Origin of the sequence: Citricoccus sp. NR2, assembly GCF_027594385.1 — a bacterium.
Classification (GTDB): Bacteria; Actinomycetota; Actinomycetes; order Actinomycetales; family Micrococcaceae; genus CmP2.
Window position 1 is genome coordinate 1,406,967 of the sequence record NZ_CP115154.1, and the last position, 13,511, is coordinate 1,420,477.

The window sequence follows — 13,511 nt, forward strand, 5'->3', positions numbered from 1 at the left end:
AGGTAGCATGGGGGTATGCATCTGCTCTTGCGCACTCTCCTGCTGTTGATCCGTTCGCGTCGTCGCTCGAAACTCACCCTCTGGGACACCTCCTCGCTGCCGCTGAAGGCGCTGCCCACCGACGTCGACATTGCCATGCACATCAACAACGGGATGTACCTCTCGCTGATGGATCTGGGCCGGTTCGACCTGCTGGTGCGCTGCGATATGTGGAATGAGATGCGCCAGCGCAAGTGGACGCCGGTGGTGCAGTCGGAGATGATCACCTTCCGCAAGTCTCTGGAACTCTGGCAGTCCTACACCCTGGAAACCAAGTTCCTCGGGGTGGACGATCGCTCCATGTACTTCGAACAGCGTTTTGTGGTCGACGGGGAGATCTACGCCCGCGGCTACATCGCCGGCCGATTGCGCGGCCCGAACGGCCCGGTGCCCAACGAAGAGATCTTGGCCGTGGCTGCCGAGAAGGGTCAGCCGATCCCGGCCGACCGCGAGGTCCCGGAATGGCTGCTGGCCTGGCGCGAGCAGGCGGCGCTGCCCTCGTCACGAAAGCCTGCGCCACACCGCTGGTAACCGTCCCCAGGCGTAGGCTGGGGGAGTGACTCTCCCCGCGCAGCCCGCCCCAGCCCCGGCCTCCCGGCCGTCGGTGGGGTTGTTGCTCATTTTGCTGTGCGCCATGGGCGCCGGCCCGCTGTTCAACTACGGGGTATCGGTTTCGTCCGCGCTGATTATTGAGCGTTTCGGCATGACCGCCGGTGAGCTGGGCCGAGTGGTGACAGTGGTGTTCGCTTCCGCGGCCGTGATGAGTATCTGGTTGGGCCGGCGCGCGGACGTGATGAGCGCCCGGTCGCAGATGTTGCTGATTTTCGGCGGCTCGGCGGTGGCCCTCGTGGTGGCTGCGTTTTCGTCGCAGTACTGGCTGCTGATCGTGGCGGCGGTGCTGGCCGGCCCCGCACAGGCGATCTCGAATCCGACGACGAACCGGATCATCATCCGCGCCGTCCCCGCCGCCCAGCGCACCGGTTGGGTGGGCGTGAAGCAGTCCGGTGTTCAGGCCTCACAGCTGTTTGCCGGACTGTTTTTTCCCGCGGTTGCGTTGGCTCTAGGGTGGACAGGCGCCGCCCTGGGAGCAGCCCTGGTGTGCGTGGTGATCTGGGCGCTGAGCCTGAAGGTGGTGCCCTCGGCCCGCGCGCTGGCTTCACGCCGCCCCGCCGACACGGCTTCTGGGTCTGGCGCTGATCCGTCGTGGTCCCCTTCTCGCTCCGCGTCCACCCCGGTGACCACCGGATCGACGACTTCCACCGAGGATCGGCTGCCCCGGGTGGTGTACTACTTCGCTGCCATTGCACTCTTTTCCGGGTTGGGCATGCAGGCCACCAACGTGTACCTGCCCCTGTTCGCTGTGGAGGAGATCGGTTTCTCGCTGGTGCTCGGCGGGGTAGCCGCTGCCGTATCCGGCGTGGTGGGTGTGGTCTTCCGCATCTGGTGGGGACGACGCATGCAGGCCGGCTGGCGCCCCTCGACCCTGTTGCTACTGATCTGCCTGGGTGCGCTCCTCGCCGTCACCGCGTTTTTGGTGGCCGGGGCCACGGGGACCGCCGCCCTGGTCTGGGTGGGCGCCGCGCTGCACGGGATGACGGTGCTCGGGGCGAATGTGGTGATCAATGCCGGACTGATGAGCACCATTCCGGCCCACCGCATCGGGGCGGCCTCCGGCATGAACTCGATGGGCATGTACTTGGGCTTCGCGCTCGGGCCCCTGCTGATGGGCTGGCTGCACGATCTGACCGGCAGCTTCGACTCCGGATGGCTGCTCGTCACGGCGGCGTACCTGGTGTGCGTGGGCCTCGCCCTGGCCCTGCGCTCCCACGGACGGCGCCTGCGTTCAACCCACTACACGAAAGGTGATGCGTGATGACTCCTCATCCGAATCCTGCGTCGACTCGTGGACTGACTGTGGGACCGCGGTGGGCGCGGGCGGCACTGCTGTGGGTTCCGGCCGTGTGGCTGGGTCTGATCATCGGGATTTCGCTGATCGAGGCGCCGCTGAAATTCACCGCCCCGGGCATCACCATCCCGCTGGGACTGGGCATCGGCCGGCGGGTGTTTTTGGCGATGAACCTGACCGAGCTGGCGCTCGCCGTCGTGTTGATCGCCGCACTGGTGGTGCTCTGGCGCCGGGCGGCCGCGTGGCCAAGCATCCGTGGGCGCTGGTGGTACCTGGGCGCGCTGGCCGTGCTGGCGGTGAAGTCGGCGGTGATTCGCCCGCTGCTGGCCTCGCATACTGATGCGGTGTTGGCCGGTGTTTCTGATGGCGGATCGGGCATGCACTACGCGTACATTGCGGCCGATGCGCTACTGATCGTGCTGCTGGTGACCGCCCTGGTTCTCGGCGTGAAGCGGATACTGGCGCCGGAGGTGGCACCAGGGAAATGACCCGGCCGAAGTCCTCACCGACCTCGCTAGCGTGGCTGTGGCTCATCGTGGGCGCAGCCGTTCTGACGCAGACCTCCATCAACCTGCTGCGCCCGGTGACGTCCTACAAACTGCTGTCGATGGGGTTCGGGGAGACCGCCATTGGTGTGGCGACGGCGCTGTATGCGCTGCTGCCGCTGTTCATGGCGATGCCGTTCGGGCGGCTGACTTCGAAGGTCGGCTCGCTGCGGGGTCTGATGACGGCCGGTGGTGTGCTGATTGGTCTCGGCGGGGCGATCCTGGCGCTGGCTGGCCAGGCGTGGCTGATTATGGTGGGCTCGGCCGTACTGGGCGTCGGGCATCTGATCTTCACGATCGCGGGGCAGTCGATGATCTCCCGGCGCTCGCCGGCCCAGCAGATGGATGCCGCTTTTGGCTGGTTCACCGCAGCCTTCTCCGTGGGACAGATGACGGGTCCCTTGCTGTCCGGGCTGTTGCTGGGCAATGTCTCGCTGGCGGTGGCACAATCTTCCGGGGCCGGTCTGGGGCAGAGCATCACCCTGGCGTTGTGGATCGGCGCGGCGGCCGCGGTGCTCTCGGCGCCGGTGCTGTTCGTGTTGCGCCCGTTGCCGGACCCGACCACCTCTCAGCTGCGGCAGGTTCCGCCGGCGGGTGCGGAGAAGCCAACCATGCTCAGTATTGTGCGCCGTCCCGGAGTGGCCTCGAACATGCTGGCCTCGCTGGCGCTGCTGGCCATTTTGGACATCCTGATTGCGTTTCTGCCGCTGGTGGGCGAGGCGGCCGGGGTGTCTCCGCTGGCGGTGGGTGTGCTGCTCGCATTGCGTGGGGCGGCCTCGGTGGTATCGCGTATTTTCCTGCCGATGTTGGTGCGCCGCTTCCGGCGTAGCCACCTGGTGTTGGTGTCGCTGTTTGTCTCGGCCCTGGCCATCGCCATGGTGCCGTTCACTCTGCAACTCGACGGCGCGTTCTGGGCAGCCGGGGTGCTGATTTCGCTAGGCGGTCTCACCCTGGGGTTGGGTCAGCCGTTGTCGATGACGCTGATCTCTCAGGCGGTGCCGTATGCGTGGCGCAGCCCGGCGTTGGCGCTGCGGCTGATGACGAACCGGGTGGGCCAGGTGGTGTTACCGGTGGCCGCGGGTGTGGTGGCCGGGCCGTTGGGGCCGGGCGGCGGCGTGTGGTTCGCCTGCGCGATGCTGGCGGTCTCCGGCACGGAACGGTTGATCAATCACCGCACCGGACCGAACGACGAGAACCGAGACGCCGACTCGAACTAAGCGGGAGCTCAGTGGGACCGCGGTTTAGCGGTGGTTGCCGCCGCCGCGGTGACGGTTGGTCCAGGCGAGGAGCCCGGCGGCGATGAGCAACACGATGGCGATCAGACCCACCGGAAGCAGCCACCCCGGGGCGGCCATGCGCGCCGGATCCTGCTGACCCGCAGCCTCGGCATCGGAGGCGTCCGGCTGGGCGTCGGCCTCGGTGGCGCTGGTGTTCTCTGGCTCCGGGCTGGGCGGGACGCTGGTGACCGACACCGTGGCGCTATCGGTCGCGGTGGGTGCCTCGGTGCCGTCGTCGCCCGTGCCATTATCGCCGTTCTGGTGCGGCGGCACCGGAGCGAAGGGGCCCTGATAGCTGGTGTTGCCGCCCGAATTTCCGCCGGAGTTGTTCCCGCTGTCGCCACCGGGGAACCAGGGGGTTCGCGTGGTCACCGAGGGCAAGGGCTCCGGGACAGTCACCGTCTGCGTGGCGGTCTGGGTCTGGGGTGCGGTGGGCGTGCGGGTGGTTGGCTCCGTGCGCGTGGGCGAGGGGCTCGGGGACTGTGTGGGGCTAATAATCTCCGTGGGCGTCGGGGATTTTGTCGGGCCGAAGATCACCGTCACGTTGCACGATTTCCGGGTTCCGTCGGCATCGGTGACCGTCAGATTGAAGTAGTCCTGGTTGCTCGTGTAGGAACTCGGTGCTCTATACACCGCAGTGGTGCCTTGAACCTGAACGCTTCCCCCCGCGGAAGGCTTGTCAACCGTCATGGTGACCGGTTCGGCTGCATCACCATTGATCTGGACTTTGATGGTGACTTCTTCGCCAGGTTCCAGACTGGCACCATCATGCACGGGACAATCCAGTTCGAACGACGGCGTGGAGGGCGCCACGCTTGGAGACTGGGTGTCGGACTCTTCTGCGGCGTCGGATTCGTTCTCGCCGGGGGTCACGGGAGCGGTGGTGCCGAGCGCGGTGGAGGCCCCGGTATCCGGGGACGCCGACAGCTGGCTGTACTCAACCTGATCGAGCTGTCCGCTGGATTCCTGCTCGGGACTCGGCTGCTCTGGGGTGGCCAGAGCGGTGCCGGCGGGTAGAACGAGGAGGAGCCCGAGACCGAGGCTCACACCGGCACGACGGCATGAGGTGGTGGAGAAGGTGCGTGGACGCGACATGCGAAAGCACCTCCTGTGGTCTCGGCCGATCGACGCGGGCAGACGCGTCGGCGAGATTCGCACACGGTAGGAGCGCGCCAAACACGTTTATCACATCGTAACAATCGGGCCTCTTAGAGAAAAAGACCTGATCGGGCCGGGGATGAACTTTACTTCGGTTACCAGCTGGCCTTCAGTAGGCGTTCACTGGTGGGCGTCGCGTCCGCGGAGCTCGTCGAGCTGACGGCGCTCCTTCTTGGTGGGACGCCCGGCGCCGCGGTCCCGACGGGGTACAGCGAGCAGGTGCCGCGGGATCGGCTCGGGGGAGTGATCCCGATAATGCTGCACGGCCACCGGGGCTCCCACCCGCTTGGCGATCAGACCGGTGACCTCGAGAATCCGCTCTCGGCCGGGCTGACGCAACCGCACCGTATCGCCGATGTCGACCGGTTGGGCGGGCTTGGCTGGAGCGTCGTTGACCTTCACGTGACCGCCCTTGACTGCCGCCGTGGCGGCGGAGCGGGTCTTATACATACGCACCGCCCACAGCCAAGCATCGAGACGGGTGCGGGTCATGCGATCCAGGGTACCCGCTTACTCATTGCCTTCGGCTGTGCGCAGGTTTCGGAACGCGGAGCGGTGGAACACCAGCGGCTCGGCGGCGTCGGTGTCGGCGGAGACCCCGTGCACCTGGAGCAACACCATGTGGTGGTCGCCAGCGGGTAGCTCGGCGTACACGGAGGTTTCCAACCACAGGGCGGCGTCATCGAAGAACACGGCACCCTGTTCGGAGACCTGCAGGTTCTGGCCCTCGAAGCGGTCACCGTTCTTGGAGGCCAGCTGGGTGCACACCCCGGTCTGGGATTCGCCCAGAATCGAGACGCCGATGCGCTCGGCGTGACGCAGTCGCGGCCAGGTGCGGGAGGTGTTCTGCACGGCGAAGGCCACCAGCGGCGGATCCAGGGACACGCCCACAGTGAAGGACGAGGCGGCCAGGCCCTCCTTGACTCCGCCCGCGTAGCCGGCGAGTGCGGCCACCCCGGAGGGGAACTGGGAGAACGCCTGGCGCAGGCTCAGGGCGGAGACGTCATCAGAGAGTCCGACGCGGGTCTCGGGGAAGTCGGTGGTGTCGTTCTTCTGGGCAAAGGTCACAGCAGACATATCAGCCTTTCTGGAAGGCGCTTCCGCCACCGTGGGCGGCGGAGACGCGGTACTTGCCGGCCGGTGGACCCGGTGGCCGAATCATCACCTGGAGCACCCCACTACGCGAAGAGGGTTGCCGTCCCGTTAGCCAGGGCTACGCACGGGAACTCGTGATTCTGATGTTCAGAATAGGTGCGATGAGGCGACGGGGTCAACGTCGTCTGCGCCACTATGTCCCTAGATGACGGGGCAACGTCATCTGGCGACGTTCGTGGACGTTTGCGCAGACATCAGTCGAAGCGGATGTCGATGGCGTCGCCGTGGGCGTGCAGCCCCTCGGAGTGAGCCAGCGCAACAATTCCGCGCTGCAACTCCTTCAGGCCGGTCTCCTGATACCGGATGCGTTGCTGCAACCGCAGGAAACTGACCGTGTTCAGGCCCGAGGAGAATCGTGCTGAGCCGGAGGTGGGCAGCACGTGGTTGGACCCGGAGGAATAGTCCCCCAAAGGCACCGGGGAGTACGGGCCGACGAATACGGCGCCGGCGTTGCTGATGTTGGCCAGCACCGCCTCGTTGTCGTGGGTGTGGATTTCCAGGTGCTCGGAAGCATAGGCATTGGCGACGGCGATGCCGGTATCCAGATCGTCCACGATGAGCACCCGGGACTGCGGGCCGGTGAGTGCCTGCCGGATCTGCTGCTCGAGGGTGGCGCCGGGCACCTGGGCCTCGATTTCAGCGACCACCTGATCGGCCAGTTCGGCGGAATTCGTGATGAGGACCGAAGCGGCCATCGGGTCGTGCTCGGACTGGCTGATCAGGTCCGCGGCCACCCAAGCGGGGTTCGCGGAATCATCGGCCAGTACCGCAATCTCGGAGGGACCGGCCTCGGCGTCGATGCCCACCGTGCCCAGCACGGCCCTTTTTGCGGCGGCCACATACACATTGCCGGGCCCGGTAATGATGTCTACGCCCGGGCAGCCTTCCACACCGTAGGCGAGCATGGCGATGGCCTGGGCGCCGCCGGCGGCATACACTTCGTCGACTCCCAACAGGGCGCAAGCAGCGAGCACCACCGGGTGCGGGTCACCGTGGTGATCGCGCTGCGGCGGGGAGGTCACCGCCAGCGAAGACACCCCGGCAGCCTGGGCGGGCACCACATTCATCACCACTGAGGACGGGTATACGGCTCGGCCGCCGGGCACGTAGAGGCCCACGCGTCCCACCGGCACCCAGTGGTTCTCCACCACGGCACCCTCACCGAGTTCCACCGTGGAATCGGCCGGGCGCTGGGCGGCGTGCACCAGCCGGGCCCGGCGGATGGATTCTTCTAGGGCGGCCCGCACGTCGGGGTTCAGCTCGTCGAGGGCCCGTTGTAGTTTCTCCGGGGCCACCCGTAGCGAGGTCGGGCGCACGCCGTCGAACCCTTCACCGATCTCCAGCACGGCGGAAGCACCCTCGGCGCGCACCCGCTCCAACAGGGGGCGCACCGTCTCCACGGCCGCGGTGACGTCCACCTCGGCGCGAGGCAACACAGACTCCAAAACCTCCGCGGTGATCTCGGTGCCGCGTAGGTCAGTGATCGTGAGCATGGGTCCTCCGGAAAATTGTCAGACGGCGTGATGGAGCAGAGTCGGTCAGAGCTGTGTCCAGTTTAAACCTCGGGTGGGCAGTGCGTGAGAATCCTCTCGCAGTGGGGTGCTGTTCAGCATCATGTCAGTTCGATCTGGCACAGTAGAACCATGACGCTTGTTGACCGACTTTCTGCGCTGCCCTCATCAGGTACCGTCTCGACGCTGCTCACCGCGGCCACCGAGGAGCCCAGCTCGTCTGAGACACTTGGGCCGACCGTCCCCCAAGGGGTGCAATCCACCGGCGAGGAGACCATCGAAGCGGTGGGCCCGGTGCTCGGGCTGGTGATCAATGTGTTGGTGGCGGTAGGTATCGCGCTCGCCGTCGTCATGGTGATTGCCCTGGTGGCGCGGGTGGTGCTGCACCGCCGCCCGGAGACTTTCCCCCGCATGCTGCGCCTGCTGGTGCCGATCGCCGCGGTGCTCAGTTTCCTAGCGGCCCGGATCGCCGTCAGCATCTCCGACCAGACCGAGAGCTGGGTGTGGATGGTCGGCTTCGCGATGTTGATTGGTCTGGCCGCCTCGGTAGCGTGGCTGGCCATGCGCATTCTGGGCATCGTGGAGCGCCAGGTGTTGTCCAAGTACGGGTCCGACGGCATTGATGACCGACGTGACCGCAAGGTGCAGACCCAGATGCGGCTGATCAAGCGGATCCTGGTGGCGGTCATCATCGTGATTGCGATTTCCGCGGTGCTGCTCTCCATCCCGTCGGTGCGCGCGCTCGGCGCCGGTATTCTCGCCTCCGCCGGTCTGATCTCCGTGGTGGCCGGCCTGGCCGTGCAGTCCACCCTAACCAACGTGTTCGCCGGTGTGCAGCTGGCCTTCACCGATGCTGCCCGCGTCGGGGACGTGGTGCAGGTCGACGACGTGTTCGGCAACATCGAGGACATCACCCTGTCGTACGTGGTGGTCAAGATTTGGGACGGGCGCCGGGTGATCTACCCCTCCAGCTACTTCACCACCACCCCCTTCGAGAACTGGACCCGTACCGGGTCGGCGCTCTCGGGCACCATCGAGTTTGACCTGGACTGGCAGGTACCGATGCAGCCATTGCGCGCCAGACTCCTGGCGCTCCTGGAATCCACGGACTTGTGGGATGGCCGCGACGCCTCCATGCAGGTCACCGACGCGGTGGGCGGTATGGTCCGCGTCCGCGCGGTGGTCTCCGCCCGGAACTCCGGCGATTTGTGGGATCTGCGCTGCCTGGTGCGCGAGGACCTGGTCGCGTTCATTCACGCAGATTACCCCGAGGCTCTCTACGCGGTGCGTTACAACGACAACGACAAAGACAAAGACAACGACGACGAAGACGAGCTGGACGAGGTCAGCCCGACTGACGGCGGCGGCGTGGCCGACTCGGCTACGGCACCGTCTTCCGACCCCCGGGACGAGTCCACCGATGCTCGTTCGATGCCGCGCATTCCCAGCGGGACCACCGGCGAGGTGCCGGGCCCCGGGGAGGCACCGGCCACCCAGCCTCAGCCCACGGTGCCCGGTGCGGAGTCCGCCGATACCGAGGCACCCCGTGAGTCCACCGGTTCGGTGCCGTTGACCGTTTCTTCGGAGCACTCCTCGGTGTTCACCGGATCGATCTCCGCCATTGAGCGCAACCGCGACCTGGCCGGACCCGGCGACGACGTCTACGAAGACCGGAAGCGACAGCAGGCCGAGAGCACCGGCGAGCTCGACGTGGTGGAGCCCTCCGACGAGGCCGCCGAGGACGAGCACGACCAGAGCACCGAGGACGAGCCGCGCCGTACCGAAGGCTGATCAGCGCTCGGGTTGCTCGCCCAGATCCTCCAGCTGCTCCAGCTGCTCGCGCTGTTCGAGGTGTGTCTCGGGGGCGAGTTCCACATCCGGGTCGGCCACCGTGGGGAGGTGTTCCGGGCGCGGGGAGGCCGCGGGCTTCACGCACAGCACCGGGTGCTGAAGGGCGCGCAGCAGCTCATCGGTCACCGAGCCCATCATGAACCGGCCGAATCCGGAACGCTTGCGGTTGCCGATCACCACATACGAGGGGTCCAGCTCCGCGCACAGGGTGACAAACTCCTCCACCGTGGACTTCCCGCGCAGCAGCTCCCGGTACTCGGATTCCACATCAGACGCAGCCTGTAGCTTCTCCTGCAGCGCCACCTTGTCCTTGTCACGCAACTGCGAGGGGTGTCGGTTTTCACCACCGGGGCCCGCATTGACCACCACCACGTTCTCACCGGAGAGCCGGGCCAGGCGCAACCCCTGATCCAAGGCGGCCTGTGCTTGTTCGGAAGGGGTGTACCCCACGATGATCGTCATGATGTCCTCTCAGTTCTTTTCGTCGAAGTAGCGTCCACTGAACCCGTAGCGGTGACGCCGGTGCGGGCCAGACGTTCGACCACACCCGACGGCGCCAGCCGCGACACCCGGGAGAGCACCCGCGCCGCCCGGCCCGGAATGTGCACGGCCCGACCCTCCTGGCAGGCGGCAATGCCCTCCAGCGCCACCTGGTCGACGTCGGTGAACGACCACCCCGGTCGGCGCCTCAGGCTGATCCGGGCCCGGTCGTGGAACTGGGTGCGCATCGGGCCAGGACACAGGGCCGTCACGTGCACGCCCTCGGCCCGGTACCGGGTGTGCGCCCACTCGGAGAACGCCAGCAGCCAGGATTTCGATGCCCCGTAAGTGCCGCGCGGCATCAGTGCGGCCACGGACGACACATTCAGAATCCGCCCGCCGCGGCGCAACAACCCGGGCAACACCGCATGGCACAGCCGCAACGGCACTTCCACATTCAGTCGCAGCATGGCCAGTTCGTCGTCGAGCTCCGAGGCGTGTAGCTCCTCGGCCACCCCGACCCCGGCGTTGTTGATGAGGAACCCCACCGGGTGGGTGGGGGAACACAGCCGGTCCACCACCCGTTGCAGGTCCTCGTCGTCACTGAGATCAGCTGGAAGAGTCTCCACCGTGGCGTCATAGTCGGATTCCAGGGTGTGGGCCAACTCCGCCAGCGCGTCCACCGAGCGTCCGGTGAGCACCAATCGGTAGCCCTGCTGCGCCAGGTGCCGGGCGAATGCTGCGCCCAGCCCGGAACTGGCACCGGTGATCAGTGCGGTGCCCGGATCCACGGGCGCCAGCGGTGGTGGGGTCTGCTTCGGCACGGGGCAGCTCCTTGAGAAATCTCGTCGGGGTCTTTCCACCATTGTGCGTGCTGGACGCTACCGGGGCGATGAACCGTCGCCCGCGTCGCCCACATCCGAGCCTGCCGCCTCACCCAGGTAGCGCAGATGCGCCGCCAGCGTGCGCCGAGCCGGGCCGCGCACCACCTCCGGTAGCTGCGGATAGATCCGCGCCATCAGGGTTTCCACGACGTCCATCGCATCCGCCGACTCCATGCCCTCCAGCGCAGTGCCCGTGGCTCCGTCCTGATCGGCGACGGCGAGCGCGCGAGCCAGGGCGGTGGCATCCTGGCGCTGCTCAGCCACCATGCTCCGGATCTGATCCAACCGCGCTTCCCGGTGCTCCACGTACTCCTGGGCGGCACTGGCCAGATCCCAGCGCAGCGGGCCGTGAGCCGGCAGCACCCGGGTGGGAATGTCCTCACCGATCAGCCGCAGCAACTCCAGGCTCGCCAGATAATCCGCCAGGGTGCCGTCCGGGTGATCGAGCATCGTGGTGCCCTCACCCAGAATCGTGTCGCCGGTGAGCATGCTCGCCTCTGCAGCATCCGCCTCCGGCCCGTCGCCGTCTTCATGCTCGTGCCTGCCGCGCTCGCCGTCGTCCTCGGGTAACCAGAAACAGTACGAATCCGAGGTGTGCCCCGGGGTGTGCACCACCGAGATCACCGTGCCGGCCACCTCCAACACCAGGTTCGGAATCAGCGGCTCCGCCTCCCGGCACCAAGTCCGATCCCCGGCACGCACCGGCGCGGCAAACCGCCGCGCAAACACATCGACGGCGCCGGTGTGGTCCTCGTGACGGTGCGTCACCAGAATCAGCTCCACCGCACGCCCGTCCAACGCTTCCTCCACTGCATCCGCATGGGCTTCCGCGCCCTGCCGCGGCCCCGGGTCCACCAGCACCACCGTGTCCGACTCCGGATCGGCCACCAGATACGTGGTGGTGCCCTGCAGGGTCATCCCGGAAGAATTGGCGGCGGTGATCGCGGTGACCAAGGGTGTGATCTGCTCGGTGAGGCTCATACAGTTGAGTCTATGGAACAACGCGCCTCCCAGTCAGCCACCGGCTACATCTCGGCGGGTCAGGAATTCACCCGCGACACCCAGTACATCGCCGACCGGATTGTCGCCGACGTCGACGCCGTCCGCTCCGCCCCCACCCTGGAATCAGACAAGGTGGGCCACATTGGCGGCGGACTCACCGCAGGCGCCGAAGCCTGGCCGGTGGAGGCCGGACGCTACCGCCTCGTGGCCGCCCGGGCCTGCCCCTGGGCCAACCGCGCCATCATCGTGCGCCGGCTGCTGGGCCTGGAGGACGCGATCTCCCTGGGCACCCCCGGTCCCACCCACGACATGCGCTCCTGGACCTTTGATCTTGACGACGACGAAAAAGACTCCGTGCTGCGCACCCACTGGTTGATGGAAAACTACCTGCGCCGCTTCCCCGGCTACCCGCGCGGAATCACCGTGCCGGCCATCGTGGACGTCCCCACCGGCGCGGTGGTCACCAACGACTACCCGCAGATCACCCTGGACTTCTCCACCGAGTGGACGCAGTTCCACCGCGACGGCGCCCCCGACCTGCTGCCCGAACCGTTACGCGAGGAGATGCACGAGGTCACCACCCGTATCTTCACCGAGGTCAACAACGGGGTGTATCGCTGCGGATTTGCCGGCTCCCAGGACGCATATGACTCAGCATATGACCGGCTGTTCACCGCACTCGACTGGCTCGAGGAGCGCCTCACCGACCGCCGCTACTTGATGGGGGAGACCATCACCGAAGTCGACGTGCGCCTGTTCACCACCCTGGTCCGATTCGATCCGGTCTACCACGGTCACTTCAAATGCAACCGCAACAAGCTCTCCGAATTCCCGGCCCTCTGGGCTTATGCGCGCGACTTGTTCCAGACCCCCGGCTTCGGCGACACCGTGGACTTCTCTCAGATCAAGGATCACTATTACATCGTCCACGCCGATGTGAACCCCACCGGCATCGTGCCGAAAGGACCCGTGCTGAACGAGTGGCTTACCGCCCACCGTCGCGAAGACCTCGGCGGCAGCCCCTTCGGCGACGGCACCGCGCCGGGCCCGGTGCGCGCGGAAGAGCGGGTCACCGCAGGGCACAACCCGTTGGTGGACGCCCACGGCTAGTCATGGAACGTCCGCATCCCGTGCCCGGCCCGGAAATTGACCTGCGCCCCATGACGGTCGCTGATCTGGACGTGTTGTGGCACTGGAATCACGAGGTCGACGACGCCGCCTGGCAGCTCTGGGACGCCCCCTATTTCTCCCACGGTCCGCGCCTGAATCTCAGCGAGTTTCGCTCGCAGAACCGCCACCGCATCGAGCACCCGCACCAGCGGATGATCCTCATCGACGGCGCCCCGGTGGGCTTCGTGTCCCGCTATGAGGAATCCCCCGTCGGCGGCGGCTGGTGGGAGCTCGGCATCGTCATCTTCGACCCCCAGTGGTGGGGCCGGGGCATCGGCCGGCGCGCGCTTCGCCTGTGGACGGACCGAACCTTCGCCCGCAGCACTGGTGTGCACGTCATCACCCTGACTACCTGGTCCGGCAACGAGCGCATGATCCGCTCTTCCCACGCGGTGGGCTATCGCGAATGCGCCCGGATCCCGGAGGCTCGCTTCTGGCGCGGCCGCCGCTGGGACTCGGTCAAACTCGCCCTGCTGCGCCGCGACTGGGCGGCGCCGCATTCGCCCTCGCGCTAATCCTCGTCACCGCGCACC

Annotated in this window: 14 protein-coding genes and 1 riboswitch; of the genes, 7 read left to right on the plus strand and 7 right to left on the minus strand. The window is 66.9% G+C overall.

Annotation, left to right across the window (positions count from 1 at the left end; genetic code table 11):
- The first annotated feature begins 15 nt into the window (after nucleotides 1-15).
- The 4 genes from O1A05_RS06620 to O1A05_RS06635 are packed head-to-tail and all read left to right on the plus strand — an operon-like array spanning nucleotide 16 to nucleotide 3,707.
- Nucleotides 16-570, plus strand: coding sequence for an acyl-CoA thioesterase (locus O1A05_RS06620; protein ID WP_270107242.1), 555 nt, complete (start codon nucleotides 16-18; stop codon nucleotides 568-570).
- Nucleotides 571-595: 25 nt separating this feature from the next.
- Nucleotides 596-1,912, plus strand: a complete 1,317-nt coding sequence (locus O1A05_RS06625; protein WP_270107243.1) for an MFS transporter — start codon at nucleotides 596-598, stop codon at nucleotides 1,910-1,912.
- Nucleotides 1,912-2,433, plus strand: coding sequence for a hypothetical protein (locus tag O1A05_RS06630; RefSeq protein ID WP_270107244.1), 522 nt, complete (start codon nucleotides 1,912-1,914; stop codon nucleotides 2,431-2,433). The genes O1A05_RS06625 and O1A05_RS06630 overlap by 1 nt, the downstream gene beginning before the upstream one ends.
- Complete coding sequence (locus O1A05_RS06635; protein ID WP_270107245.1) at nucleotides 2,430-3,707, plus strand: MFS transporter; 1,278 nt, start codon at nucleotides 2,430-2,432, stop codon at nucleotides 3,705-3,707. The genes O1A05_RS06630 and O1A05_RS06635 overlap by 4 nt, the downstream gene beginning before the upstream one ends.
- A 24-nt stretch (nucleotides 3,708-3,731) precedes the next feature.
- Here O1A05_RS06635 and O1A05_RS06640 read toward each other — a convergent pair whose 3' ends face one another.
- The 4 genes from O1A05_RS06640 to hisD all read right to left on the minus strand — a co-directional run bounded on the left by O1A05_RS06640 (nucleotide 3,732) and on the right by hisD (nucleotide 7,573).
- Complete coding sequence (locus tag O1A05_RS06640; RefSeq protein ID WP_270107246.1) at nucleotides 3,732-4,862, minus strand: hypothetical protein; 1,131 nt, start codon at nucleotides 4,860-4,862, stop codon at nucleotides 3,732-3,734.
- A 183-nt stretch (nucleotides 4,863-5,045) separates the two neighbouring features.
- On the minus strand, nucleotides 5,046-5,417 hold the full coding sequence (locus O1A05_RS06645) for an RNA-binding S4 domain-containing protein (protein WP_270107247.1): 372 nt from the start codon (nucleotides 5,415-5,417) through the stop codon (nucleotides 5,046-5,048).
- A gap of 18 nt (nucleotides 5,418-5,435) precedes the next feature.
- Nucleotides 5,436-6,002, minus strand: coding sequence for a flavin reductase family protein (locus tag O1A05_RS06650; protein ID WP_270107248.1), 567 nt, complete (start codon nucleotides 6,000-6,002; stop codon nucleotides 5,436-5,438).
- Between the two features lie 44 nt (nucleotides 6,003-6,046).
- Nucleotides 6,047-6,160: riboswitch (SAM riboswitch) on the minus strand.
- Between the two features lie 114 nt (nucleotides 6,161-6,274).
- Nucleotides 6,275-7,573 carry a histidinol dehydrogenase gene (gene hisD, locus O1A05_RS06655; protein WP_270107249.1) on the minus strand — a complete coding sequence of 433 codons (1,299 nt, stop codon included), beginning with the start codon at nucleotides 7,571-7,573 and terminating at the stop codon, nucleotides 6,275-6,277.
- A gap of 150 nt (nucleotides 7,574-7,723) precedes the next feature.
- Between hisD and O1A05_RS06660 the strand changes: the two genes are divergently transcribed.
- Nucleotides 7,724-9,382 (plus strand): mechanosensitive ion channel family protein, encoded by a 1,659-nt coding sequence (locus O1A05_RS06660; protein ID WP_270107250.1) that lies wholly within the window; start codon nucleotides 7,724-7,726, stop codon nucleotides 9,380-9,382.
- On the opposite strand, the gene O1A05_RS06665 is transcribed toward O1A05_RS06660, so the two are convergent.
- Genes O1A05_RS06665 through O1A05_RS06675 form a run of 3 tightly spaced genes read right to left on the minus strand, consistent with a single transcriptional unit; the run spans nucleotide 9,383 to nucleotide 11,787 of the window.
- Nucleotides 9,383-9,904: a universal stress protein gene (locus O1A05_RS06665; protein WP_270107251.1), complete on the minus strand. Its 522-nt coding sequence runs from the start codon at nucleotides 9,902-9,904 to the stop codon at nucleotides 9,383-9,385.
- Nucleotides 9,901-10,746: an SDR family NAD(P)-dependent oxidoreductase gene (locus O1A05_RS06670; protein WP_270107252.1), complete on the minus strand. Its 846-nt coding sequence runs from the start codon at nucleotides 10,744-10,746 to the stop codon at nucleotides 9,901-9,903. The genes O1A05_RS06665 and O1A05_RS06670 overlap by 4 nt, the downstream gene beginning before the upstream one ends.
- A 57-nt stretch (nucleotides 10,747-10,803) precedes the next feature.
- Nucleotides 10,804-11,787, minus strand: a complete 984-nt coding sequence (locus tag O1A05_RS06675) for an MBL fold metallo-hydrolase (protein WP_270107253.1) — start codon at nucleotides 11,785-11,787, stop codon at nucleotides 10,804-10,806.
- 12 nt (nucleotides 11,788-11,799) lie between these two features.
- Between O1A05_RS06675 and O1A05_RS06680 the strand changes: the two genes are divergently transcribed.
- Both O1A05_RS06680 and O1A05_RS06685 read left to right on the plus strand, forming a co-directional pair.
- On the plus strand, nucleotides 11,800-12,918 hold the full coding sequence (locus O1A05_RS06680; RefSeq protein WP_270107254.1) for a glutathione S-transferase family protein: 1,119 nt from the start codon (nucleotides 11,800-11,802) through the stop codon (nucleotides 12,916-12,918).
- 2 nt (nucleotides 12,919-12,920) lie between these two features.
- A complete protein-coding gene (locus tag O1A05_RS06685) occupies nucleotides 12,921-13,493 on the plus strand; it encodes a GNAT family N-acetyltransferase (RefSeq protein WP_270107255.1) in 573 nt (190 codons plus the stop codon).
- Nucleotides 13,494-13,511: the final 18 nt, after the last annotated feature.